This window comes from Miniphocaeibacter sp. (assembly GCF_049276255.1).
Lineage (GTDB): Bacteria > Bacillota > Clostridia > Tissierellales > Peptoniphilaceae > Miniphocaeibacter.
The window spans coordinates 204,150-228,694 of sequence record NZ_JBASWB010000083.1; the positions used below are offsets into that span (position 1 = coordinate 204,150).

A 24,545-nucleotide genomic window follows, 5' to 3' on the forward strand; every position below is an offset into this window, starting at 1 on the left:
AGGAATTTATGAAAAAGAAAATTTTAAGTTTAGTATTGGCTACAACCTTAACTGTATCATCTTTAATTCCAGTTACGTCTTTAGCTGATACAAGAGAGTTAAATGTAACAAGAATTGCAGGTGCAGGAAGATATGAGACAGCAGTAGAAGCTAGTAAGGCAACTTTTGACAAATCAAAATACGCAGTTGTAGCAAGTGGAGAGAAGTTTGCAGATGCATTAGTTGGAGGCACTCTAGCAGTTCAAATAGAAGCTCCAATTCTATTGGTCGGAAAAGATAACCTTCCAAGTGTAGTTTCTAGCGAAATTAAAAGACTGGAAGTTGAGAAAGTATATTTATTAGGAGGAACTTCTACAATATCTGCTGGTGTTGAAAACTCTCTAAAACTACTAGGAGTTTCTGTTGAAAGATTGGCTGGAAATGACAGATTGGGTACAGCAAAAAAAATAGCCACTACTAGATTTAAACTTCTTGGAAATCCTATTACTGAAAAAGAAGTTGAAGAATCCGGAATTGCTGTAATAGATGGTAACCATTTTGCTGATGCCTTATCTGCAGCCCCATTAGTAGGTCAATTTAATTTCGACCGTGGAGATGGTGTTCGTTCTACAACTTCCTTACTTCCTTACAAATCTACAATGAAACCTTATATGATTTTTGGAGGAACAAACTCAATCCCATATATAGATATTAGCTCTTTTGACTTCCCAAGTTTTTATAGATTTGCTGGAAAAGACAGATACGCTACTGCTGTAGGAGTTGCAGATTCTTATAAGGAAAATTTCAATATAGATATAGACACAATTGTTCTAGTAGACGGAACAAAATTTCCTGATGCTTTAGCATCTGCACCAGTTGCAAGCATGAATAATGGAGCAATATTATTAACTCATCCAACCAACTTTAGTGAAGCTACTAAAAATTACATCAACAATAATCCTAATATTGAAAATGTAATTATAGTTGGAGGAGAAAAATCTGTTTCTAAAAATATAGAAAAGGAGTTAAGAGGTGAACTTGCACCAACACCGGCTCCAGTTGAAAATAATTTTGATAAATTAGATAAGGGTTTACAGGCGTTTTTGATGACTAGTATCTCAGATGAAAGAGTGTTTGAAAGTAGAAATCTAGACTATATGGAATTTTATTACGAGATAAAAGATAATAATATATACACTTTTTTAACAAGTGGAGTTGGCTCTGGCCACCCAGCTAATAAGTTTATAGTAAATAAAGATTCCATAACATACAAGAATAGTGTTGTATTTGGAATTGATGAAATAAAAGTCTACAACGGACAAGACAAAACTGTTACAAAAAATGATCTGTATGATGAGTATTTAAAGTATAAAAAAGATTATGATACTGCAACCAATAAAATAAAATCATTGAAAGAATTGAATACAGATTTTGTTAAAATGATAGAAGACTCTATTAGATAGATAAAATAAAAAGCCCCTCATGTTACAGCATGAATAATTTATAAAAAAGGATATATGGTATATGCCCTAGTCTAAACAACTATAATATACCATATATCCTTTACTTTTATTAAGAAGGAACAATGAAAAAAGCAGTGGCATATGCTAGATTTTCTAGTGATAATCAAAGAGAAGAAAGTATTGATGCACAGTTAAGAGCAATTGAAGAATATGCACAAAGAAATAATATTTTACTAATTGATAAATATATAGATAAATTATATGAACATTTAACAACTACTATATCAGGTCAGGAAAAAGAATTTCTTGTATTAAAAGAGCAATTAAAAAAATTAGATACTGAGGAAGAAGTTTTAAATAATGCAATTTTAAATGGTGTTATGAATCAAGGTATCGTTGATAAAAACAATAGCATACAGAAGCGTAAAAAAGCCATTGGAGAGCAATTATTGAATTTTAAGACATATTCCATACTCTAAAGATGAAATAAGGGGATTTATGTATCAATTTAACGATTTTAAAAATCTTACAAATGAGGATAAAAAAACTCTACTCAGTATATTTATATACCAAGTAGAATTATTTGATGACACTATGAACATAAAAATAAATACCCAACCTTTCAATCGAAAAGTCGGGTATACAGATGGTCGGGGTGAGAGGATTTGAACCCCCGGCCCCATGGTCCCAAACCACGTGCGCTACCGGACTGCGCCACACCCCGACGAAGTCATCATCAACTGACGACTTTTTTATTATAATACAGATTTTAAAATAATGCAAGCTTTTTTTTAAAGTTTTTTTAAATATTTTGCATTTTTTCCAATTTATTGCTACCAAACGTTAATAATACAAGGGTCATAAGCAATATTGGAATTAAATTAATTAAATTATTTGTTTCTACTGTTATTATAATCCAATATAAAGGATTTAAGTAAAATAAATACTCAGCCCAATTAGGAATATTAACATTATTAAAATATAGTACTGATGTTATAAAAAACATTATTCCTACTACAAGGGGTACCATTGAAAGTACTATTTCTTTTTTAGCTAGTCTGGTAATTAATATTACAAATGATAATGAATAGGCAGAAATTGAAAATATCATTAAAATTAATCTAAAATATTCCATGTTTTCTGTTTGTAGAACCTTAAACCCTATTGCTGTCATTATAGTAAATATAGTCCCTACTAAGGTTAAATAACTTAAAAATATTACAAATATATTTGTAAAGCTTTTATTTGGTGAAATCAATATTCTACTTAAAACTCTTGTCTTACTTATATTTATAATATCCTGTCCTATTTGACCTATAAAAGATATTATAAAAAAGCAACATAACATTAAAATAATCAAAGAATATCCATTTACATCTGTTTTATTATTTACAGTTTTAATATTTACTTCAGATTGTATGTTTAAAGACTCAACATCTATATTATTCGTTTTAAGATAGTTTTTCTCTAATAATTCACCTATTTTGTCGTTAATCAATTTATCTTCTATTTGCACACCTGAATCATCTACAAATAGTTTTTCAATTTTAGGGAATTTATTGTTTTCTAAATCCTTTGAAAAGTTTTCCCCTATTAAATAAACTATACTTACATCATAGTTTTCCAATAGCTTAGTTGCCTCTTGTCTATTTTTTATTATATTAGGATTTTCTCCAAAAACCTCAAGTAGTTCTTCATATTTATTTCCAGTGTCTTCTACTACTATTCCATAAGTATTATAAGACATTCCGCTATTATTAAACATAAAGAAATATAGTAAGTACATGAAAGCAGGCACAATTACAAAAATGAACCAAATCTTTGGACTTTTTATTAGTCTTTTTATATTTGCATAATAATTATTTAATAATTTCATAATTACCCCCTATTCTTTCTTTTTCTTTAATTGTTATAATAATTAGTGAAATAATAATACATATGATTATTACTATTATATGAGGAATAAATGTTTTTAATGAAATATTATTATTAAAAGCACTCATTAAAGGATCTAAGAATATTACATTTAAATTAATATTACTTAGTTTTTCCATTATAGTTCCGGAAAATAATTTATCAACAGGTCCTATCATACCACCAAAAACCAATTGTAAATACATTGCTATATTTGCTAAAATCATCGCAACTTCTTTTTTTATGTTATTTAATAGAAATATTATAAAGCCTACTGTTATTGAAATAACTAGTATTGATAATATATACATACCGAAATTTTCCATAAATGCCTTAGCTAAAATTCTATATATTAACATGTAAATAAGGGCAAAAAGTACTAGTATAAAAGAATCCCCCAATGTATCTACTAATTTGTACTTAATTTTATTTACCGGTAGCATATCTATTCTTTGAAAAAGCGCTGTTGTTTCTGATAGTTTTTTACTACTTACTACTGCAGATAAAAGATAGTTTAAAAATAAAAACTGCATTAATGTCATTGCATAAAAACTTTGACTTGTTAATTTTGATGATGATTCTATTTTTTTATTTTCTAAAAAGACAGTATTTTGCATTTGCGTTAAATCGTTAAAAACTTGTGCTTTTAAATTTACTTCACTTAATGATTCCGATATTTTATTATTTTCTATTGATTTTACTATTCCCTTACCTACTGAATTTAAAATACTTTCTATTGTTTCCAAACCATATATACTAGAATTATCTTCTATAGTTTCAATTGTTATATTAAATTTACCATTTTCTAATATTTCATTTTCAAATTCTTCAGGGATTGTAATTAAATAATCTCCTTTGTCTTCAACTTTAAAGAATTTTTTCATTTCTTTATCTTTAAATATTTTTTCTAATAGTTTAGAATACTCTGAATTGTCTTTATCCTTAATTGTTATACTTAATGGGTTTATTTCAATTTCCCCTGAAAATAAACTGGTATTTGCATTTGAAAGTAACAAGGAAAGCCCAATAGGCATAACTAAAAATGTAAAGAAATAGCTTGCAAAATTTTTCTTTATAGTACTATAAAATTGTTTAAGAGTTGCTATTATCATAAAATCACCTAATCCCTTAGTTTCTTTCCAGTAAGATTAAGAAATATTTCTTCAAGGTTTGAATCTTTTATGGTAAAGTTTTCTATTGTTAAATTTCTATTTTCTATTAGTTTAAATATATTTGTAAAGTTTAGTTCCTTCTTATTTACTTTAACTATTATTTTATTTTCATCAACTTCACTATTTAAAACACCAGTTATTAAATTCAGTTCCTCTTGAATTCCATTTTCAATCCTATCTAAATATATAGTTAATATTGAACTACTTCCATACATTGTCTTTAACTCACTTTTCTCACCATAAGCAATTTCTTCACCTAGGTCTATAATAAATATTTTATTACATAAGGCTTCTATTTCTTCCATATAATGTGATGTATAAATTATTGTTGTACCTTCTTTATTAATTTTTCTTAAATAATCAAATATATTATTTCTAGATTGTGCATCTACACCTACTGTTGGTTCATCTAAAATCAGAAGGTCTGGCTTATGTAAAACAGAACAACCTAAGTTTAATCTTCTTTTCATTCCACCAGAATATTTTTGAACTTGTTTTTTATCTTTAGGGTCAAGTCCTATTAGTTCCAAAACTTCTGTAATTCTCTCTTTTAAAACCTTCCCTTTTAGTCCATACATTCTTCCAAAATACTCTAAATTATCCTTGGCTGTTAAGTTTTCAAAAATCGCTAATTCTTGAGGAACAAGACCTATTCTTTTCTTTATTCCTATGCTGTTATTCTTATAATTCATGCCAAATAATTCTATACTTCCAGAATCCTGTCCCAGTAATCCACAAACTATTTGTATTAAAGTTGATTTTCCCGCTCCATTTGGCCCAATTAATCCAAATAAATCCCCTTCTTCTACTTCCATAGTTACATTATTTAAAACTTTTTTATTATCATAAGATTTATTTATTTTTTCTACTTTTAAAATATTCATATAATACCTCCTAAGTTATATATTACTAGATTATTATTAAATTAAATACTGCCTTTAGTAACTAAAAAACCATGACTTTAGTCATGGTTTAGCCTTATCTTAAATTGTTGTCATAAGCAAATATTACTATTTGGGTCCTATCTCTTAGTTCTAATTTTTGAAGAATTGAGGAGATATTGTTTTTAACCGTTCCTACAGATAAATATAATTGGTTAGCAATTTCTTGATTGCTGTAGCCTTCAGCTATAAGTTTAATTATTTCTAATTCTCTATTTGTTATCTTGTAATTATCTATATTTATTTCTTTTTTATTTGAATTCTTACTATTTAAGATTATTTCAGACACTTCACTGTTTAAAACTACATTTCCATAATAGGCCGATTTTATTCCACCTATTATGGATTCTGGATCACTATCCTTTAATAAATAGCCAGAAGCTCCTAAACTTATTGCTTCGTTTATATATTCTGTATCTTTAAATGTTGTAAGAATTAATATTTTTGTATTTCCTTTTCCATACTCATTAATTAATCTAATAGCATCTATACCATTTGATTCTGGCATACGTATGTCTAGGAGAATTACATCTATTTCTTTTTCCTTAAATTTTTCAAATGCTTCTTTTCCTGAACTTGCCTCTTCAACAACTTCTATTTCATTATCTAATGTAATTAATATTTTTAAACCTTCCCTTATTAATTTTTCATCATCAACTAACATTACTTTTATCATATTTACCTCTATAAAAAGCTATATTAACAGAAAACCCCTTTTGTTTTCCTGTTTCTATTGTTAAACTTCCTTTATTTTCCTTAATTCTTTCTTCTAGGGCTGTTAATCCAACTCCCTTTACTATTTTTTCTGAGCCAATACCATTATCTCTCATACTTAAAATTATTTCATCTTCTTTATAAAATAAATTAATATAGATTAAAGAAGCTTTTCCGTGTTTAATACTATTGGAAATAAATTCCCTTACTGCATTTAGAAAAACCTCTTCTATATTGTTTGGAACAGAATACCTTTTAGAAGAAAATTTGAATTTAATATCTAAGCCAGTTAACTTAGAGTTTTGATTTATTATTTCTTGTATTAGGGTTATTAGTTCGTCTTTACCAACATTTTGTGGCTTTATCCTCCTTAGGACCCTTCGTATATCATTTAGTGCTTCTGTTGCATAATTTCTTAAATTACCACTTAATTCTGCTGCTTTATCTCCATCAATTTTTGCTATTTTTTCTATTGCTGATAATTGAATTATTATTGCTGAAAGTCTATGACCAACACTGTCGTGAATATCCCTAGATATTCTATTTCTTTCTTTATTTGTATAAATTTCTTCTAGAAGAATATCCTTGTTTCTGTGTTCATTAATTAATTCTTTCTTGTCTAAAATCAATTCATCAATTTTATTCTCCATTATTTTTATTTTTTTATTCTGTCTTAAAGCATACCCTAGAGTAACAGAAAAAATAAAAACAATAATAAAACTAAATATTTTATATATATCAAAATTCAATCTTAAGTAATAGATAGCTATTACGACTATAGAAAGTAAATACAAAAGAGCCATAGGTATATTTAATTCCTTTAATATATCTAATATTGGATTGACCATATATATGGTAATAATGAAAATATTTCCCCTAGCTAAATATATACCAAGTAAGATCTCCAACAATATTAAAACAATTTTTATATTTACATTAAATTTTTCATAATTTGTAAGATGGAAAAAAACAATATACAGTAATAATACAGAAAAATTTAATAATGACATACTCTTATTTAAAATGGCAAATACAAAAGCAAATATTATCATTAAATATCTTAATGTATATTCTAAATATCTTGTCATGTTTTTTCCTTTATTTTTTATTTTACAATTCATTATAGTATAACAATATCTATCTTACTAATATTATTAAATTAATTCAATCTATGTTCATTAAAATCTTATACTATTTTAACTTATCTGTAAGAAGTTATTCTCTTATAGATATTAGCTAATAAATTAACATGCTCTTATTTCCTAGTTTAACTATCTTCCTTTCTTCTTAATACCCTTCACAGTAATCCTTAAAGTAATTTTACCTATTTTTATAGATTTTATACTTTCTTACTATTCTAATTACTTCTATACATAACTTTTAAAAAATATTTTATAACTAGCTTAAAATTCTAATACTAAATAATTTGACAACTACTAGCTAATTTGAGATGCTAATATAGTTAAAGGAAGTGATAAAATGAGTAATAAAGAAACATTTATAAAGATTATATTCTCTATATCAGGCGTACTTATTATTGCATTAGGAGCGGCTATTTTAAATGTTGGCCAAGTAGGAGTCGATACCTACACTGCCTCAAATATTGCTATTGGTTCTTTATTTGGGCTCTCTTTAGGAACCTATCAATTTATATTAAATCTTATATTTTTATTTTTTATTTTTATTTTTGGAAGAAAGTATATTGGACCTGGTACTTTAATAACAATGGTCTCCATTGGTTTTTTAATAGATTATTTTACTAAACTCATATCCAATATTATTTTTTTTGATTTAACCTTTCCTTTTAAGGTTTTATTCTTAATATTGGGAACTATATTTTTCACTTTTGGAGTTGCCTTTTATATTTCAGCTGACTTAGGTGTTGCTCCTTACGATGCCATAACCCTCGTAATAACTGATTATAGCCATATTCAGTACAAGTATATACGAATGGCTCAAGATATCATCTTTATGATTTCTGCCTTGATTTTTGGAGGACCTGTAGGAATTGGTACTGTTATAAATGCATTTTTCAATGGTCCCTTAATTGATTTTTGGTATAAGAAAATATCAAATCCTTTAATAAGAAAAATAACTATTAAAAATTAAATTTAAACATAAAAAATTCATATATGCAAAGCATATATGAATTTTATAATTTTTTTATAAATTCCAAGGTAAATTTACTAGCCTTATCTGCTGCTATAATTTCAAAATCATCATAATCATCGTCACCGTCATCATCGGCTAAATCTGAAATACACCTTATTACCATAAAGGGAATATTATTTAAGTAGGCTGTATGAGCAATTGCTGCCCCTTCCATTTCAACACAGTAAGCATTAAAATTATTTATAAGTTCTTCTTTTTTGGAAGAATCGGTAATAAATTGATCTCCTGTAATAACCAGTCCCTCAAAATATTTTTTATTTTCTAAAACCATTCTTGCAATTTCCAAATACTTTTCTTCTGCTTTAAATGATTTAATGTAAGGAGAATATTTTTCTAATAATCTTGAGTCAAAATCATGATAGGTTAGTTCATTGGCAACAACTAAATCAGTATGACTTAATTTTTCATTTAATCCGCCTGCAATACCAGTATTAATAATAAAATCAGGTTTAAATTCATTTATTAATATTTGGCTTGTTATAGCAGCATTTACCTTACCTACGCCTGAATCTGTAAAAATAATTTTTTTATTCTCATAATCTCCTAAATAAAAAAGATGTCTGCCTATTCGTTTTTCTTCTATATTTGAAATTACATCTTTAAAAGCTCTAATTTCAGTATTTAGTGCAGAAACTATTCCTATTGTTTTTATATTACCAGACATTTTCAATTATACCTCCACCTACAACAATATCTCCATCATACATTACAGCAGATTGTCCTCTAGAAGGAGCTCTAACAGGTTCTTCAAATTCTATAAGCAATTTATCTTCTTCTTGAGTAACCATAGCCTTATATTCATTAACTCCATGTCTAATTTTCACAGTTACTTCCAATGGTCTTTTAATATCATCTACTGAAATTAAATTATAATCTCTTACTTCAATGTATTTTTTATACAGAGATTCATCATCAGATAAGGTTATTTCCTTTGTTATAGGATTAATTTTACTAACAAATACCCTTTTTCCTAAGGCAATACCTAGACCTCTTCTTTGTCCAATAGTATAATATACAATTCCCTTATGTTTACCTAGTATATTACCATCTTCATCTATAAAGTTTCCTACACCAACTACACTGGGATTTCTTGTTTTTATGAAATTTCCATGGTCATCTTCATTAATAAAGCAGATTTCTTCACTATCTTTTTTACTATAGGTTACAATCCCACTTTTTTCACCTATTTCTCGAACTTCATCTTTTGTTAAATCCCCTAAAGGAAATATTACCTCCTTTAATACCTCTTGATTTAAATTATATAAAAAATATGTTTGATCTTTTTTAGCATCTTTGGCTTTTTTTAACAAATATCTTTTTTTATCTTTATCGTATTCTACCTTTGCATAATGACCTGTAGAAATAAAATCTCCACCAAGTTTTTTTATTTCTTTAAAAAATTCACCAAATTTAATATATTTATTACATCTAACACAAGGGTTTGGCGTATAGCCTAGTGAATATTCCTTTACAAAACTTTCAATAACAGCTTGGTCAAACTCCTTCTTTAAATCTATAATATAATGTTCTATTCCCAAATCCTTTGCTACTAATTTTGCCTCTTCTGTAGCATTGGCCAATGAGCAATACTTTTCTTTAAATAATTCCCCTTCTGGAATCATATTCATAGTTGCACCAGCAACTTCATATCCTTGTTTTCGTAAAAGTAGCGCTGAAACTGAACTATCAACGCCACCACTCATACCTAATATTACTTTTTTAGTCATAACCCTCCTTAAAAAGCTACTATTACTCCTCCTGTATTTGCATATACAGAGGAAAGCATTCCTGTTTCTACAATTTCTATATTTTTGAAATTACATCTTTTACTTACATTATTTTTTAAATTCTTGGCTCTATCAGCTGCATCACAATGAGCTATTATTAATGTTTTATTTTCAAAATTATCATAGGTTTCTGCTATTGTATCAACTAATTTATTTGCAGCATTGTTATAGCCTCTGGTTTTAGCAAAAACACCTATTTGTCCGTTATCTGCCTCCATTACAGGTTTAAATGATAAAGCTTTTGCTATTGTTCCTGTAAATTTTGACATTCTTCCATTTTTTACCAGTGTATCAAATTTATCTAAAATAAAATATGTTTTCATATTCTCTATAAAATCTTCAACTTTACTTACTATATCTTCAAAATTTAAACCAGCTTCAATATATTCCTTTATTTTTAGAGCTATTAAGGTTTCTCCTGAAGCGGCACTTTTACTATCAAATACATGTATTTTTGCTTCATTTTCCTCTAGAAACATATTTTTTGCTAAAGTAGCATTGTTGTAAGTTGCACTTAATTTCGAGGATATTGTTACAATGAAAATTTCTTTTTTCTCTTTAAATTTTTCCATAAATAAATTAGGTGAAGGAGCTGCAGTTGTTGGTGCTGTTTTACTTTCATCAACATTTTTCATAAATTTTTTTAAATCCGTTTTACCATCATCTACAAAAGTCTCTCCATTAACATCTATATTAAAAGGAACTAATTCAACCTTAACTTCTTTACTTAACTTTTTATTTAAATCACAGCTTGAATCAGCTATTAAAATATAATCTTGCATACTTCCTCCTAAGAACATCTGTCCTCAATTATTTTTACTAATTTTTCCGCTTCTTTCCTTAGAACATTTTGGTCCTTACCTTCTATCATTACTCTTACTAAAGGCTCTGTTCCCGAAGGTCGAATTAAAACTCTTCCTTCTCCATTAAATTTTTCTTCTAATTTTCTTATTTCCTCTAAAATAAATTCATCTTTTTTATAATTGTTCTTATTTTCATTAGAAACTTTAGCGTTTATTAATACTTGTGGGTAGGTTATCATTAATTCATTTAATTCAGACATCCTTTTTCCAGATTCAAGCATTACTTCTAAAATCTTTAAGGAGGATAACATTCCATCACCTGTTGTATTATCGTCTAAAAAAATTATATGACCAGATTGCTCTCCCCCAAGAGAATAGCCATCTTTTCTCATTATTTCTAGTACGTATCTGTCACCAACATTGGATTTTTTCAACTCTACATTTATTTTGCTTAAGTATTCATCTAAACCAATATTAGTCATAACCGTACCTACTACTCCGGAATTTTTTAAGGTTCCTTTGTTTTTCATATGATAAGCACAAGCAGCTAAGTAATGGTCTCCATCTAATGTATTACCATTTTCATCAACTGTTATAAGTCTATCGCCATCACCATCATAGCTAAAACCTACATCAGACTTTGTTTTTTTCACAAGGTTTTCAATTTCTTCTGGATTAGTTGATCCACAATTTAAATTTATATTAAGTCCATTTGGTTCTGTATGAATTGCAGTAACATTCGCTCCTAAATCTTTAAATAATCTAGGTGCTATTTCATAAGTAGCTCCATTGCCACAATCAAGTGAAATATTTACTCCTGTTAAATCAAGATTTACTCTTGATTTTAAATATTCTAAATATAACTCCTTAGCATCTTCTTTAAATTCAACTGTACCTAAATCCTTACCTATTGGTCTAACATCTATTTTTTTATAATTTTCTATAATGTTTTCTATTTCTTCTTCTACTTCATCAGGTAATTTAAAGCCATCGCTACCAAAATATTTTATTCCATTAAACTCAGCTGGATTATGAGAAGCTGAAATAACTATTCCCGCCTCTGCACCATAATATTTAGTTAAGTATGCAATAGCTGGTGTTGGTATTACCCCTAGTAGATATACATTATATCCCATAGATGTATAACCTGCTACTAAGGCACTTTCTAACATATCTCCTGATTTTCTAGTATCTTTTCCAATTATTATTAATTTGTTATTGTCTTCATTTAATTTATATGCCGACGCTCTAGCAACTTTATAAGCTAATTCTGGAGTTAATTCCTTATTTGCCACTCCTCTTATTCCATCAGTTCCAAAATATTTTCCCATTTTTCCTCCTATGATATTATTCAATTTCAATAGTAATTTTTGAAGGACTAATTATAATATTATCTACTCCCTCAATACTTTCTGCTTGAATAGTAACATCGTGTTTGCCTTGTTTTAACCCTTTAATATCGATACTTAAAATAATATCATCTACTTTAATATTTTTTATTTTTTCCTCAGCTCCATATATATCAATATCTATATCATTTTCGCTATTTGGAAATAAAACACCACTATTTTCATCATTGTTTAATATTTTTAATTCTGAAAGTTCTTTAACTAACCTTTTACTAGTAACACCTGTTTCTTCTGAATGTGTAATTATTTGCACATCTATCGTTTCTTCTCCATTTTCTCCTGTTAATAATGTTACGCCTTCAGGTAAATCCAATTTAACTTTTAAAGTAGCATTACTAGTAATACCTTGTAAATCTATTGGCTCTGTATTTACTTCAGTAATATTCTTCAATATTTTCTCTTCACCAAGTATAGTTACTTTATCCTTACTTAGTTTTAAATCTGACATTGAAAAATTTTCAGGTTCATTTTTAACAACTGGTTTAATAGAAACCTGTTTACTACTAGAAATATAAATATTAACAGTAGCCTTTGTATTATCCATTATTAAGTTCTTCATTGGATCACCATTTCTATCATATACTTCAATATCTTTGGTGATTTTACCACTTTCTGTTATTACGGACAAGTCCAATGTTACTTTAACTTGGTCTTTATCTATTTTTGCAACTTCCTTTTTAAAACCGCTTATTTTTACTTCTTTCGGTACAGGTTCAGCTTCTATTAACTGCATATTATTAGATGGAAGTTCTCCTATTGTATCTACCTTAATAGGAAATGATTTTTCTACTTCTTCATCAAATTTAAAGGTCATCTTATCATGAGATTTATTAACTATAGTTACTCCATCAGGTACTGTATATTTTAAATCAATTTCTGCTGAATCCCCTGTTACTCCATACATATCTGCAGTTACAATAATATCCGAACGCTTAATTTCATTTAATTTCTTAATTGTCCCTCTAAGTTCAACATTTACAACTGGTTCTATTGGATCGACAATAGCCAAGTTCCTTTTTGTTAAATAATCTTCACTTTTTATTGTTACTTCTATATTCTTATAGTTAGCTGTAGTTGTAGGGTTTTTATCCATAACTACATAATACCAAAGTCCAATTGCAAATAATAAAGAAATTAATTTTAAATGCCAATTATTTTTCAATCTACTCTTCATAGTCATTCACGCTTTCCTCATTATTTACATTATAAAATTTCATTAAAATGTCTTCTAATGTTTCAACATCAATATATCTTTGTAATTCTCCTTTTTCAGCAATTGAAATTGTTCCTGTTTCTTCAGAAACTACAACAGATAAACAATCTGACTTTTCCGAAATTCCTAATGCAGCCCTATGTCTAGTACCTAATTCCTTAGAAATAGATTGATTTTCAGACATAGGTAAAAAACATGATGCAGCTTTTATAGTAGATTCCCTAATAATAACTGCCCCATCATGTAATGGAGTGTTAGGAATAAATATATTGATTAATAATTCACTTGAAATTACAGCATTTAGTAAAGTTCCTGTTTCTATTACTTCATTTAAACCCGTTCTACGTTCAAATACTATTAATGCTCCTATTTTTTGTCTCGCTAAAGAAGCTACAGCTCGAGTAATTTCAGTAGAGTTACGCTTTGCTGCATCATATTGTAGATCTACAAAGGATTTTTTAAAAAGATTACTTGTACCTATATACTCTAACATTCTCCTTAATTCTGGCTGAAAAACAACAATTATTAATACAAAACCTGCAGTCCATGCCTGTTTTAAAATCCATGAAACTGTATATAAATTTAAAATATCACTTATTATAGAGAAAAAGAAAATAGCTAAAATTCCCTTCATTAATTGTTCTGCCCTTGTTTCTTTAATAAGAATATATATTTTATAAATTGCTACGGCAACAATAAGTATATCTATAATATCTTGTACTCTAATTGTTGATATAAAACTAAAAAAATTATTTAAACCTTCTGTCATATTATCATTCCTTGTTTTTACTTCAACTATAATTTTACCATATGTTTAATATTATAAAAACAAATAATCTCGCAAAACACGAGATTATTCCAATATTTTATCTATTACCAAATTTACGGTTTTTCCATCAGTTTTGCCTTTGAATTTACCTAAAACCTCTTTTATAATAACTCCCTTATTTCTTTTTGTTTTTTCTAGATTTTTTTCATCTATGATATTAAGAATTTCTTTAGTTAATTCTTCTTCTGACATTTGTTCTGGAAGGTAACCTTCTATTATATCTATTCTTCTTTTAGTTTCGTCTATAATATCCTGTCTATTTTCTGGAGTAGCTTCTAAAGTATCTTTTAATTGTTTTAATTCTTTTTGTACAAAAACTAAAGCTTCTTCATCTGTTAATTCTTTTTTGTTTTCTTTTTCCGCTAAAGATATTGATGACATTAGCAAGGTAATAACATTTACTCTATCTCTGTCTTTTTCCTTCATTGCCTTCATTTTATCTTTTCTTAATCTGTCTAAAAAACTCATATTTCCTCCTTTAATTAAATAACCAGTTAATATAATATCCTGTATTGTATATTTCTACTACCCACCAATTACACAATAATCCTAAAATCAATCCTACTGTAACATCTGTAAACCAATGTACTCCTAGGACCAATCTACTAAATCCTATTAAAATCCCAAATACAAACATTAAGAAAAATATTTCTGCGTATCCTGCTAATCCACCAGTTATAATATATCCTAAGGTTAAATAATAGGCCATGCCTACTGTAGAGTGACCACTTGGAAATGAATAGCCAATGTACTTAAATTCTTGTGATTTTGTAGGCCTACTAACTCTAAATAAGAATTTTAGTATTTGACTAATTCCTACTGAAAAAACCACCGATAATATTATTGCTGTTGCCTTATCAAGCATTTTTTCAGATATTAAATAAAACAATATAGGAATCGAAATAATTAGTATGGTTTCAACATTAGCAAATGTTGTAATCATATTCATTACATGTTTAAATTGCTTAGTTGCATTTTTATAGAAAAATTCTCTAACTTTTAAGTCTATTGAAAAACCACTACTTTTCGTTAAAATTCTTCCAAATAGCAAGGTCAAAGCTAAAATTATAACTGTAAAAATTATAATAAAATTATCAATCATATTTCACCTTTAATTTATTATATAAGTCAATACTTATCATTGATATAGAATACCCTAATAACAATCCAAAAATAACATCTGTAGGCCAATGAACTCCTAATGCTAATCTACTAAAACCTATTAAAAATGGAATTAGTAAAAAAGGAATTAAAACTATTGCATTAACCTTTTTTATTTTTAAAATCCTAAATATAGTCCAGTAAGTTGCTGCACTTGTTATGGAATGACCACTAGGATAACTGAAACCACCTTGATTTACAGCAAAAAACTCCTCTGGTCTTACTCTTTGAAAAATATTTTTAAATACCTGCATTGTTAACACTGCAATTAATATAGCAAATAAAATTGTAACAAATTCAGCATAATTCCTTCTGAATAACAAGTATATGGAAACCGGTATAAAAATAATAAAATAGGATTCAACATTGCCTAAAATAGTCATACTCTTAAAAAACATATTCGGTTTTATATTGTCTCTTATTAAAGATAATAATTTAAAATCTATTAAAGTATATTTATTTCCATTAAATTTTAAATATAAACCAAAAGAAATAAATAATATAAAGAAAATTAATATAATTAAAAATTTCTTTTTACTTTTTATAACTAAACTCCTTTTCCAAATTCACAATTTGGATAATGGCAAGTTCCACATTTTAAACAATAACCACCATATCCTAAACGAGCTATTTGTTCTCTAGTAATTTTTTTACCAGCTATAACATATGGGAAAAGTATATCAAAGACTGTAGTTTTTGTATACATTACACATCCTGGTAACCCCATTATTGCTGTATTGTCATCAAAATAGCCTACTAAAAACATTGAACCTGGTAATGTTGGAGCACCATAAGCTATAATATTAGCTCCACTTTCCTTTATTGCAGCTGGTGTTAAATCATCAGGGTCAACACTCATGCCACCAGTACAAAGAATTACATCTGCTCCCATATTTTTAATTTTTATAATTGCATCTTTAATCATTTCAGTGTTGTCATCGCATATTTCATGATGGATTAATTCAACATTATATTCTATTAACTTATTTTTTACTACTGGAGTAAATTTATCTACTATTCTATTATTATATACCTCAGATCCAGTTGTAACTATACCACCTTTTAATTTTTTAAAAGGTGTAATTTTAAAAATAGGTATATTATTTTTTATTTTTTCAGCTTCTTCCAATTGTTTTTTGTCTATTAAAAGAGGAATAATTCTAGTTCCTGCAAGAACATCTCCTTTTTTTACAGGTAGGTTCCCTGTTCTTGTTGCAATGGCAATGTCCCCTAAGTAGTTAAGTTCAAATAGTCTTTCTCTGTCTACTTCGAAAAAACCATCTACTGTTGCTTTTATTTCTATTTTACCTTCTTGAACATCGGTCATTTCCATATAGTCGTTAATACATATATTGGCTAATCTTTTTGCTGCATCATTTTCATGAATCATATTCTCATCTTTTTCCAATACATAAATATGTTCTTTTCCCATTTCCAATAATAGAGGAATATCCTCTTCTTTTATAATATGCCCCTTTTTGAAAGCCGGTCCTTTAAATTCATCTTTTACAATTCTTGTCATATCATGTGGTAATACATGACCTATTGCATCTTGAGTTTTAATTTTTTTCATTTTTACCCCTTATACTATTATAAATATATATATATATCTATTTTAACATAAAATAATTTTATCTACTTAATATATATTATTTATCATAAATCTAAATATATACTTGAAATTTAAAATAAAACCTTATAAATTTAAAATTCCCCATTAAAAAAAGGAGATTTTAATCTCCTTTTTAAAGTTTTATTTTCTTCCAACATTAGCACTATGAATTGATGCTCCCTCTAATCCATGAGCTGCTTCCATAAATGTTTCACTTAAAGTTGGATGAGCAAATATAGTTCTATTTAATGCTGCAACAGATAAATCATTAGCCATTGCTAAAGCTCCTAAATGTACTATATCATTTGCATGAGGTCCAAAAACATGAACTCCAAGAATCTTTTCATGGTCTTTTGAAGCTAGAATTTTTACAAATCCATCAGTTTCTCCCATAGAAACAGCTTTACCATTTCCTGAGAATAAGAATTTAGATTTGTCATATTCAATTCCTTCTTCTTTTAATTCCTCTTCTGTTTTTCCAACCTGTGCTATTTCAGGTAAGGTAAATGTTGCTGCAGGAACTACATCCATAACAATATGAGGTGTATTACCCATTAAATATTCAACTAAATTTAACCCTTGAGCTGATGCTATATGAGCAAGTTGAGTATTTCCTGCAATACAGTCTCCTATTGCGTAAATATTAGGCTTATTTGTCTTTAAATTAGAATCTACTACTACTCCACCTCTATTGGTTTCTACTCCTATTTCTTCAAGGTTTAAACCTTCAGTATAAGGAATTCTACCAATAGCAAGTAATACTAATTCTCCTTCTGCTTCAATAACCTTTCCTTTTTTATTTTCAGCAACAACTTTTAAACCATTGTCTGTTTTTTCTATTTTACTAGCCCTATATCCCTTTTGTATTTTCATACCTTTTTGTTTGAATATAGATTGAATTCTTTTAGTTACTTCACCATCAGCTGCTTTTAACAAATCTGATCCAATAACTGTTACTTCTGTACCAAAGGAAGTATATATACTAGCAAATTCCATTCCAATTACGCCAGTACCAATTATTACTAATTTTTTTGGTAAATAATCTAAATCTAATAATTCTGTACTAGTTATTACATTATCTAATCTTGAACCTTCAAATCCTGGTATAAGAGGAGCTGAGCCTGTAGCTATAATAAAATTATCTCCAGTAACTTCTTTTTCTCCATCAGCTGTTTTAACAATAACTGTACTATCGTCTTTAAAACTAGCAGTCCCTTCAATATATTCTATATTAGGATAGGATTCAACTAGGAAGTCAACACCTGTATTCATTCTATTAACTACATAATCTTTTCTCTCTTTTACTGATGGCATATTTATTGAAGGATTTTCTAAATTTATTCCAAATTCAGAAGAATGTTTTACTTGTTCATAAAGTTCTGCTGTTTTCCATAGAGTTTTAGTTGGAATACAACCTATATTTAAACAAGTACCACCAGATTTACCTTTTTCTATTAACACTACATCTGCACCTAGTTGAGCAGCTCTTATAGCTGCTTCATATCCACCAGGTCCAGCACCGATTACTACTATTTTAGGCATTCATTTCTCCTTCATATCTTAAAACTAAATCTTTTGCTGCTTTAGTTTCGTCTGGTCTTCTAACTGGAGTATCATGAGGAGCTGTTTTAAGAAGTTCTGGATTTGTCTTAGCTTCTTCAGCAATCTCATTTAATGCTTTTATAAAGTCATCAAGTGTATCTTTTGGTTCAGATTCTGTAGGTTCAATCATCAATGCTTCAGGTACTATTAATGGGAAGTACACTGTTGGAGCATGGAAGCCCTTATCTAGAATTCTCTTTGCTACATCTAATGTAGTAATTGTATGAGTATCATCTTTAATTCCAGCTAATACAAATTCATGTTTGTATAATCTGTCTAATGGTAAATTATAATTTTCTTTTAAGCTTTGTGCCAAGTAGTTAGCATTTAATACTGCCATAGTACTTGCATCTCTAAGACCATCTTTACCCATAGTTAAAATATAACTATAAGTTCTTAATAAAATAGCAACGTGACCAACAAAAGCCTTCATTTTTCCTAAAGTATATGGTACATCAAAGTCTAAATAATAAGTACCATCATCTCTTTTCTCAACTACTGGTTTAGGTAAGAAAGGTTTTAAGAAAGATTTAACTCCTACTGGACCAGCTCCTGGACCACCGCCACCATGTGGTGTAGAGAATGTTTTATGAACATTGTAATGTACAATGTCAAATCCCATATCTCCTGGTCTACTGTGTCCTAATATAGCATTCATATTAGCACCATCATAATAAACCAATCCACCAGCATCATGAATTATACTAGTTATATCCTTTATATTTTCATCATAAATACCTAAAGTATTTGGATTTGTAAGCATTAATCCTGCTGTATCGTCTCCTACTACAGCCTTTAAAGCGTCTATGTCAACCATTCCATTTGGTTTAGATTTAATTTCTATTATTTCATATCCAGCCATAGCTGCAGTTGCTGGGTTAGTACCATGTGCAGCATCTGGAACTATTATTTTATTTCTTTGATTTTGTCCATTATGTTCATGGTATGCCTTAATAAGCATAACACCTGTTATTTCTCCATGTGCACCTGCTGCTGGTTGTAATGTCATAAAATCCATTCCAGATATTTCTGACAAAGCTTCTCCAACATTATACAATGCTTCAAGTGTTCCTTGAACATCTTCATCTTTTTGATAAGGATGAAGATTAGTGAATCCTTCTAATGATGCAACATCTTCGTTGATTTTAGGATTGTATTTCATAGTACATGAGCCTAATGGATAAAATCCTCTATCTAGTCCATAGTTTTTCATAGATAAATTAGTAAAATGTCTTATTACATCTACTTCACTAACTTCTGGAAAATCCAATTCTTCTGTTGCTAATAATTCTTCAGGAATATATTCACTTAAATCTTTGCCTTCAACATCTAAAGAAGGTAGTCTATATCCAGTTTTTCCAGGTTTAGATAATTCAAATATTAATTTATCGTAAGCCATTATAATACCTCCTCTAAAGTTTTAACAAATGTATCCATTTCTTCTTTAGTACGTTTTTCTGTTACTGCTATAATTAATCCGTTTCCTAGGCTTTCATCAATTCTACTTAGACTAATTCCACCTAAGATACCATTTTCTTCTAGCTTAGCAAGTACTTCGTCAGCATCTTTGTCAAAACCTATTGTAAATTCTTTAAAGAAAGGTCTATCAGTTAATACTTTAACTTTATCTAAACCACTTAATTTTTCAAATAGATAATGGGACTTAGCAATACATTGATATGAAACTTCCTTCATACCTTTTTTACCAAGTGATGACATGTATACAGTTGCTGCTAATACATTTAATCCTTGATTTGAACATATATTTGAAGTAGCTCTTTCTCTCTTAATATGTTGCTCTCTTGCTGAAAGAGTTAATACCCAAGATCTTTTTCCATCCATATCTTCAGTTTGTCCAACAATTCTTCCAGGAATCTTTCTTATGAAAGGTTTATTAAATGCTAATATTCCTAGGTAAGGACCACCAAATTGTAATGGTATACCAAAAGCTTGACCGTCACCAACAACAACATCAACACCTAGTTCTCCAGGTTTTTTCATTATTGGTAATGAAGTTGGGTCTGTTGATTGAATAATATATCTTTTCTTTTGAGAATGTGCTAATTCAACAAAAGGAGCCATATCTTCAATATAACCGTAGAAGTTAGGACTTTGAATAATTACAGTTCCTACTGTTTCGTCTACAATTTCTTTAGCTTTTTCTAAACTTGTAACCATACCATCTCTAGGTATAATAACCAATTCCATTCCTCTAGCATGAGTGTAAGTTCTTAGAACTGTAATTGCTTGAGGGTCTGCAGTTTCTGAAATTGCTATTTTGTTTTTCTTTGACATTTGTGCAGTCATTATAGCAGCTTCAGCTACAGCGGATTGACCATCATATAATGAAGCATTAGCATAGTCCATTCCTGTTAGATTAGCCATTAAAGTTTGATATTCAAATATATATTGTAAAGTACCTTGACTTACTTCTGGCTGGTAAGGAGTGTATGCAGTATAGAATTCTGATCTACCTGTAATATGGCTAACAACAGAAGGAATATAATGATCATAAGCTCCTCCACCCATAAAACAAGCTAAATCACTAGTGGTTTTATTTTTCTTTGCTAACTTGCTTAAATAACCAAATACTTCACCTTCTGATTTAGAAGCAGGTAAATCCAGTTCTCCCTTCATTTTCATTTCTTCAGGAATATCTGAAAATAAATCTTCAAGAGAACTAACTCCAACTACATCCAACATCTCCTTAATTTCCTCATCAGTATGAGGAATATATGGATATTTAGACATTAATTATGCCTCCTTTAAAAACTCAGTATATTCAGCATCGTTCATTAATTCATCTAATTGAGATTTGTCTGATAATTCTACTTTTGCAATCCAATGTTCATAAGGAGCTTTATTTAGTAGACCTGGATCATCATCTAAATCTTCGTTTATTTCTACTACTGTTCCATCAACTGGGCTGAATACTTCAGCTGCTGCTTTAACAGACTCAACAGATGCTATTGAATCTTTTGCTGAAACTTCATCATCTTCTTCTGGTAATTCAACATAAACGATATCACCTAAATTTGATTGTGCAAAATCTGCTATTCCTATATAAGCAGTATTTCCATCTACTTTTACCCACTCATGGTCTTTTGTATACAATAATCCTTTTTCTACGTTCATTTTAATCCTCCTAAAATTTATTTTTAATTTTTAATAATAATTAATTATTTCATGAATTTTTTGCTAATAATTTTAGCTTTGGAAACTTTATTTCTTATAATTACATCTACTTCGTTTCCAATTACTGCTTCGTCAATATCAATTAAAACATTTGCTAGACGTCTATTCAAAGTTGGAGATAAATAACCTGTTGTAATTACACCAATAGTTTTTCCATCCTTTTGAATTTCATATCCATGTCTTGGAATTCTTTTATCTTCCATTTCAAGTCCAATAATTTTTCTCTTTGGTCCTTCAGCTAATTCTTTTTCTAAAGCTGCTTTGCCAATAAAATCATCTTTATCAAATTTAACAGCAAATTTTAATCCTGCTTCTAATGGAGAAATATCATCTCCCATTTCATTGCCGTATAATGGCATTGAAGCTTCAAATCTTAAAGTATCTCTACAGCCAAGTCCACATAATTGTAATTCGAATTCCTTACCAATTTCAAGTAAGTCATCCCAAACTTGTTGTATTCCTTCTGGACTTGTATAAACTTCAAATCCATCTTCACCAGTATAACCTGTTCTAGATATTAATAATTTATACCCTTTGTAATCAATATCATCTACAAAATGATAATATTTTATTTGGTCTAAATCAAAATCTACTAATTTTTGAAGTACTTTTTGTGAATTTGGACCTTGAATTGCTACTTCTCCTACGTTGTCAGATAAGTTGTTAAATTCTACATCATAATCCTTAACGTATTTTATTAAATGATTGTAATCCTTTTCAGTATTTGCTGCATTAGGAACCATTAAGAAATGTTCATTGTTATACTTATATACTAGTAAATCATCTATAATACCACCATTTTCATTACATAGCATTGTATATACAATTTGTCCATCTGCTGCTTTTGAAAAATCATTAGAGCAAACATAGTTTAAGAATTTTAATGCTTCCTTACCCTTAACATCAAATTCTCCCATGTGAGAAACATCAAATAAACCAACATTTTCTCTTACTGCCTTATGCTCTTCTTTAAGTCCTACATAATCTACAGGTAACATCCAACCTGCATAATCTACTACATTTCCACCTGCTGCTATATGACGATCATATAACGGTGTTTTCTTTGCACTCATTTAATTCCTCCTTAGAATAGTAAATATTTGATAAAAAACGAAACTACCCTTCTAACTTATTATAAATTAAAACGATTAATTTTACAATATGAAAACCTTATCTCCCTTTTTCTTATTTAATGTTATAATTTAATAAAGTTATAAAGGAGATGTTTAAAGTGAAATACAGAAAATTTATTAATGAAAATATTAATATATCTATATTAGGCTTTGGTTGTATGAGATTTCCATTGTATGATTCAAATGACAACGGAAGTATTAATAAGGAAAAAAGCTTTGAAATGCTTAAATACGCTTTTGATTCCGGTATAAATTATTTTGACACAGCCTATACCTACCATGATGGTCAAAGTGAAGTTTTTATGGGAGAAGCCATAAAAAAGCTAGGCAGGGATAAATTGTACTTGGCTACTAAAATGCCCTTATGGCTTTGTAAGGAATATAGTGATTATGAAAATATTTTTGAAGAACAATTAGAAAAATTACAAACCAAATATATTGATTTTTACTTAGCCCATTCTTTAGGAGAAAATTCCTATAGAAAAATGGTTGAAAATAATATTTTCGATTTTTTCGATAAAGAGCGTAAAAGTGGAAGAATGAAGTATGTAGGTTTTTCCTTCCATGATAATCTTGAATTATTTAAAGAAGTTGTAGATTCTTATAGCTGGGACTTTTGTCAAATCCAACTAAATTATATGGATGAAAATTACCAAGCTGGAGTTGAGGGTTTACGCTATGCAAAAAGTAAGGGTTTGTCAGTTGTAGTTATGGAGCCTGTTAAAGGTGGTTTTCTTGCCAATGGGCCAAAGGAAGTTAAAGATTATTTTAAAAATTTAGATAAAGAATATTCAATGGCACAATGGGCTTTGAAATGGGTTTATAATTTTAATGAAGTTTCCTTAGCTTTAAGTGGAATGTCAAACTTGGATCAAGTAAAAGAAAATATTGAAATTGCAAGTAAATCAGAACCTAACTCCTTAGATTTAAAAGAATTGGAAACTATTAATAAGGTTAAGGAATTTTTTAATAGTAAGACAAAAATAGCCTGTACTGCTTGTGAATATTGTCTTCCTTGTCCTGAAGGAGTTCAAATTCCATCTATTTTCTCAAAATATAATAATGCAATAATCTATGATAAAAAAGATAGATACAAAAAAGAATATATTTCCTTAGTTGAAGAAAATAAGGACGCATCCCTTTGTGTAGAATGTAGGCAATGTGAATCAATTTGTCCACAAAGTTTAAATGTTATAGACACTTTAAAAGAAGCAAATGATTATTTTATTGGCTGTGTGGAATCTTTTCTGTAAATTAGATTTTTCTATAACAAGATAATTGGTTGTACAAACTCTTTTCTGTAAATTCAGTTCTTTTTTGTCGCTTTATACATAAATTGTTTCAGAGACCTTTGTTTTAAGCTTGTTTTTTTATTTAAGTCTCTTTTAAATGAATCAGTCCCAAATAGCTTACCTATACTTTTTCTACAGTATAATTTTCTAGAAA

At 28.5% G+C, this 24,545-nt stretch carries 24 protein-coding genes and 1 tRNA gene; 4 read left to right on the forward strand and 21 right to left on the reverse strand.

Translation table 11 applies throughout. The features are described from left to right. Positions 1–8: 8 nt before the first annotated feature. Both WAO56_RS12600 and WAO56_RS12605 read left to right on the forward strand, forming a co-directional pair. Complete coding sequence (locus WAO56_RS12600; protein ID WP_422144408.1) at positions 9–1,442, forward strand: cell wall-binding repeat-containing protein; 1,434 nt, start codon at positions 9–11, stop codon at positions 1,440–1,442. 122 nt (positions 1,443–1,564) lie between these two features. Next, positions 1,565–1,921, forward strand: a complete 357-nt coding sequence (locus WAO56_RS12605) for a recombinase family protein (RefSeq protein WP_422144409.1) — start codon at positions 1,565–1,567, stop codon at positions 1,919–1,921. Between the two features lie 168 nt (positions 1,922–2,089). Here the strand turns inward: WAO56_RS12605 and WAO56_RS12610 are convergent. From WAO56_RS12610 to WAO56_RS12635, 6 genes are all read right to left on the reverse strand, one after another. Next, positions 2,090–2,166, reverse strand: a tRNA-Pro gene (locus tag WAO56_RS12610). Positions 2,167–2,244: 78 nt separating this feature from the next. Then, positions 2,245–3,318, reverse strand: coding sequence for an ABC transporter permease (locus WAO56_RS12615; RefSeq protein ID WP_422144410.1), 1,074 nt, complete (start codon positions 3,316–3,318; stop codon positions 2,245–2,247). Then, positions 3,302–4,468, reverse strand: a complete 1,167-nt coding sequence (locus WAO56_RS12620) for an ABC transporter permease (RefSeq protein WP_422146379.1) — start codon at positions 4,466–4,468, stop codon at positions 3,302–3,304. The genes WAO56_RS12615 and WAO56_RS12620 overlap by 17 nt, the downstream gene beginning before the upstream one ends. An 8-nt stretch (positions 4,469–4,476) precedes the next feature. Then, the gene (locus WAO56_RS12625; RefSeq protein ID WP_422144412.1) at positions 4,477–5,412 is read right to left on the reverse strand and encodes an ATP-binding cassette domain-containing protein; all 936 of its coding nucleotides are present in this window, start codon (positions 5,410–5,412) and stop codon (positions 4,477–4,479) included. A 94-nt stretch (positions 5,413–5,506) separates the two neighbouring features. Further along, the gene (locus WAO56_RS12630) at positions 5,507–6,145 is read right to left on the reverse strand and encodes a response regulator (protein ID WP_422144413.1); all 639 of its coding nucleotides are present in this window, start codon (positions 6,143–6,145) and stop codon (positions 5,507–5,509) included. Further along, complete coding sequence (locus WAO56_RS12635; RefSeq protein ID WP_422144414.1) at positions 6,123–7,271, reverse strand: sensor histidine kinase; 1,149 nt, start codon at positions 7,269–7,271, stop codon at positions 6,123–6,125. Before WAO56_RS12635 ends, WAO56_RS12630 begins: the two co-directional genes overlap by 23 nt. Before the next feature lie 391 nt (positions 7,272–7,662). On the opposite strand from WAO56_RS12635, the gene WAO56_RS12640 reads away from it, so the two are divergent. Beyond that, positions 7,663–8,292: a YczE/YyaS/YitT family protein gene (locus WAO56_RS12640; protein ID WP_422144415.1), complete on the forward strand. Its 630-nt coding sequence runs from the start codon at positions 7,663–7,665 to the stop codon at positions 8,290–8,292. 43 nt (positions 8,293–8,335) lie between these two features. On the opposite strand, the gene WAO56_RS12645 is transcribed toward WAO56_RS12640, so the two are convergent. The 15 genes from WAO56_RS12645 to gcvT all read right to left on the reverse strand — a co-directional run bounded on the left by WAO56_RS12645 (position 8,336) and on the right by gcvT (position 23,039). Continuing rightward, positions 8,336–9,019: a 5'-methylthioadenosine/adenosylhomocysteine nucleosidase gene (locus WAO56_RS12645; protein WP_422144461.1), complete on the reverse strand. Its 684-nt coding sequence runs from the start codon at positions 9,017–9,019 to the stop codon at positions 8,336–8,338. Beyond that, positions 9,009–10,082, reverse strand: coding sequence for a tRNA 2-thiouridine(34) synthase MnmA (gene mnmA, locus WAO56_RS12650; protein WP_422144416.1), 1,074 nt, complete (start codon positions 10,080–10,082; stop codon positions 9,009–9,011). Before mnmA ends, WAO56_RS12645 begins: the two co-directional genes overlap by 11 nt. Positions 10,083–10,090: 8 nt before the next feature. After that, complete coding sequence (locus WAO56_RS12655; protein ID WP_422146380.1) at positions 10,091–10,924, reverse strand: DegV family protein; 834 nt, start codon at positions 10,922–10,924, stop codon at positions 10,091–10,093. Between the two features lie 8 nt (positions 10,925–10,932). Beyond that, entirely contained in the window at positions 10,933–12,276 is a 1,344-nt protein-coding gene (glmM, locus tag WAO56_RS12660; RefSeq protein ID WP_422144419.1) for a phosphoglucosamine mutase, read from the reverse strand. Between the two features lie 16 nt (positions 12,277–12,292). Then, on the reverse strand, positions 12,293–13,534 hold the full coding sequence (locus tag WAO56_RS12665; RefSeq protein ID WP_422144420.1) for a YbbR-like domain-containing protein: 1,242 nt from the start codon (positions 13,532–13,534) through the stop codon (positions 12,293–12,295). Next, positions 13,518–14,336 (reverse strand): diadenylate cyclase CdaA, encoded by an 819-nt coding sequence (cdaA, locus tag WAO56_RS12670; protein WP_422144421.1) that lies wholly within the window; start codon positions 14,334–14,336, stop codon positions 13,518–13,520. The genes WAO56_RS12665 and cdaA overlap by 17 nt, the downstream gene beginning before the upstream one ends. 84 nt (positions 14,337–14,420) lie before the next feature. Continuing rightward, the gene (locus WAO56_RS12675) at positions 14,421–14,864 is read right to left on the reverse strand and encodes a GatB/YqeY domain-containing protein (RefSeq protein ID WP_422144422.1); all 444 of its coding nucleotides are present in this window, start codon (positions 14,862–14,864) and stop codon (positions 14,421–14,423) included. A 10-nt stretch (positions 14,865–14,874) separates the two neighbouring features. Then, positions 14,875–15,498 (reverse strand): phosphatase PAP2 family protein, encoded by a 624-nt coding sequence (locus WAO56_RS12680; protein WP_422144423.1) that lies wholly within the window; start codon positions 15,496–15,498, stop codon positions 14,875–14,877. After that, positions 15,491–15,955, reverse strand: coding sequence for a phosphatase PAP2 family protein (locus WAO56_RS12685; RefSeq protein WP_422146381.1), 465 nt, complete (start codon positions 15,953–15,955; stop codon positions 15,491–15,493). The genes WAO56_RS12680 and WAO56_RS12685 overlap by 8 nt, the downstream gene beginning before the upstream one ends. Before the next feature lie 149 nt (positions 15,956–16,104). Then, positions 16,105–17,130, reverse strand: a complete 1,026-nt coding sequence (locus WAO56_RS12690; RefSeq protein WP_422144425.1) for a molybdopterin-binding protein — start codon at positions 17,128–17,130, stop codon at positions 16,105–16,107. Between the two features lie 180 nt (positions 17,131–17,310). After that, the gene (lpdA, locus tag WAO56_RS12695; protein WP_422144426.1) at positions 17,311–18,711 is read right to left on the reverse strand and encodes a dihydrolipoyl dehydrogenase; all 1,401 of its coding nucleotides are present in this window, start codon (positions 18,709–18,711) and stop codon (positions 17,311–17,313) included. Then, positions 18,704–20,170, reverse strand: a complete 1,467-nt coding sequence (gene gcvPB / locus WAO56_RS12700) for an aminomethyl-transferring glycine dehydrogenase subunit GcvPB (protein WP_422144427.1) — start codon at positions 20,168–20,170, stop codon at positions 18,704–18,706. The genes lpdA and gcvPB overlap by 8 nt, the downstream gene beginning before the upstream one ends. Further along, positions 20,170–21,522, reverse strand: coding sequence for an aminomethyl-transferring glycine dehydrogenase subunit GcvPA (gcvPA, locus tag WAO56_RS12705; RefSeq protein ID WP_422144428.1), 1,353 nt, complete (start codon positions 21,520–21,522; stop codon positions 20,170–20,172). The genes gcvPB and gcvPA overlap by 1 nt, the downstream gene beginning before the upstream one ends. 3 nt (positions 21,523–21,525) lie before the next feature. Beyond that, positions 21,526–21,906, reverse strand: coding sequence for a glycine cleavage system protein GcvH (gene gcvH / locus WAO56_RS12710; protein WP_422144429.1), 381 nt, complete (start codon positions 21,904–21,906; stop codon positions 21,526–21,528). 44 nt (positions 21,907–21,950) lie between these two features. Next, on the reverse strand, positions 21,951–23,039 hold the full coding sequence (gene gcvT, locus WAO56_RS12715; protein ID WP_422144430.1) for a glycine cleavage system aminomethyltransferase GcvT: 1,089 nt from the start codon (positions 23,037–23,039) through the stop codon (positions 21,951–21,953). A gap of 158 nt (positions 23,040–23,197) precedes the next feature. Here gcvT and WAO56_RS12720 point away from each other — a divergent pair, with 158 nt between their 5' ends. Then, the gene (locus WAO56_RS12720) at positions 23,198–24,352 is read left to right on the forward strand and encodes an aldo/keto reductase (protein WP_422144431.1); all 1,155 of its coding nucleotides are present in this window, start codon (positions 23,198–23,200) and stop codon (positions 24,350–24,352) included. The last annotated feature ends 193 nt before the right edge of the window (positions 24,353–24,545 follow it).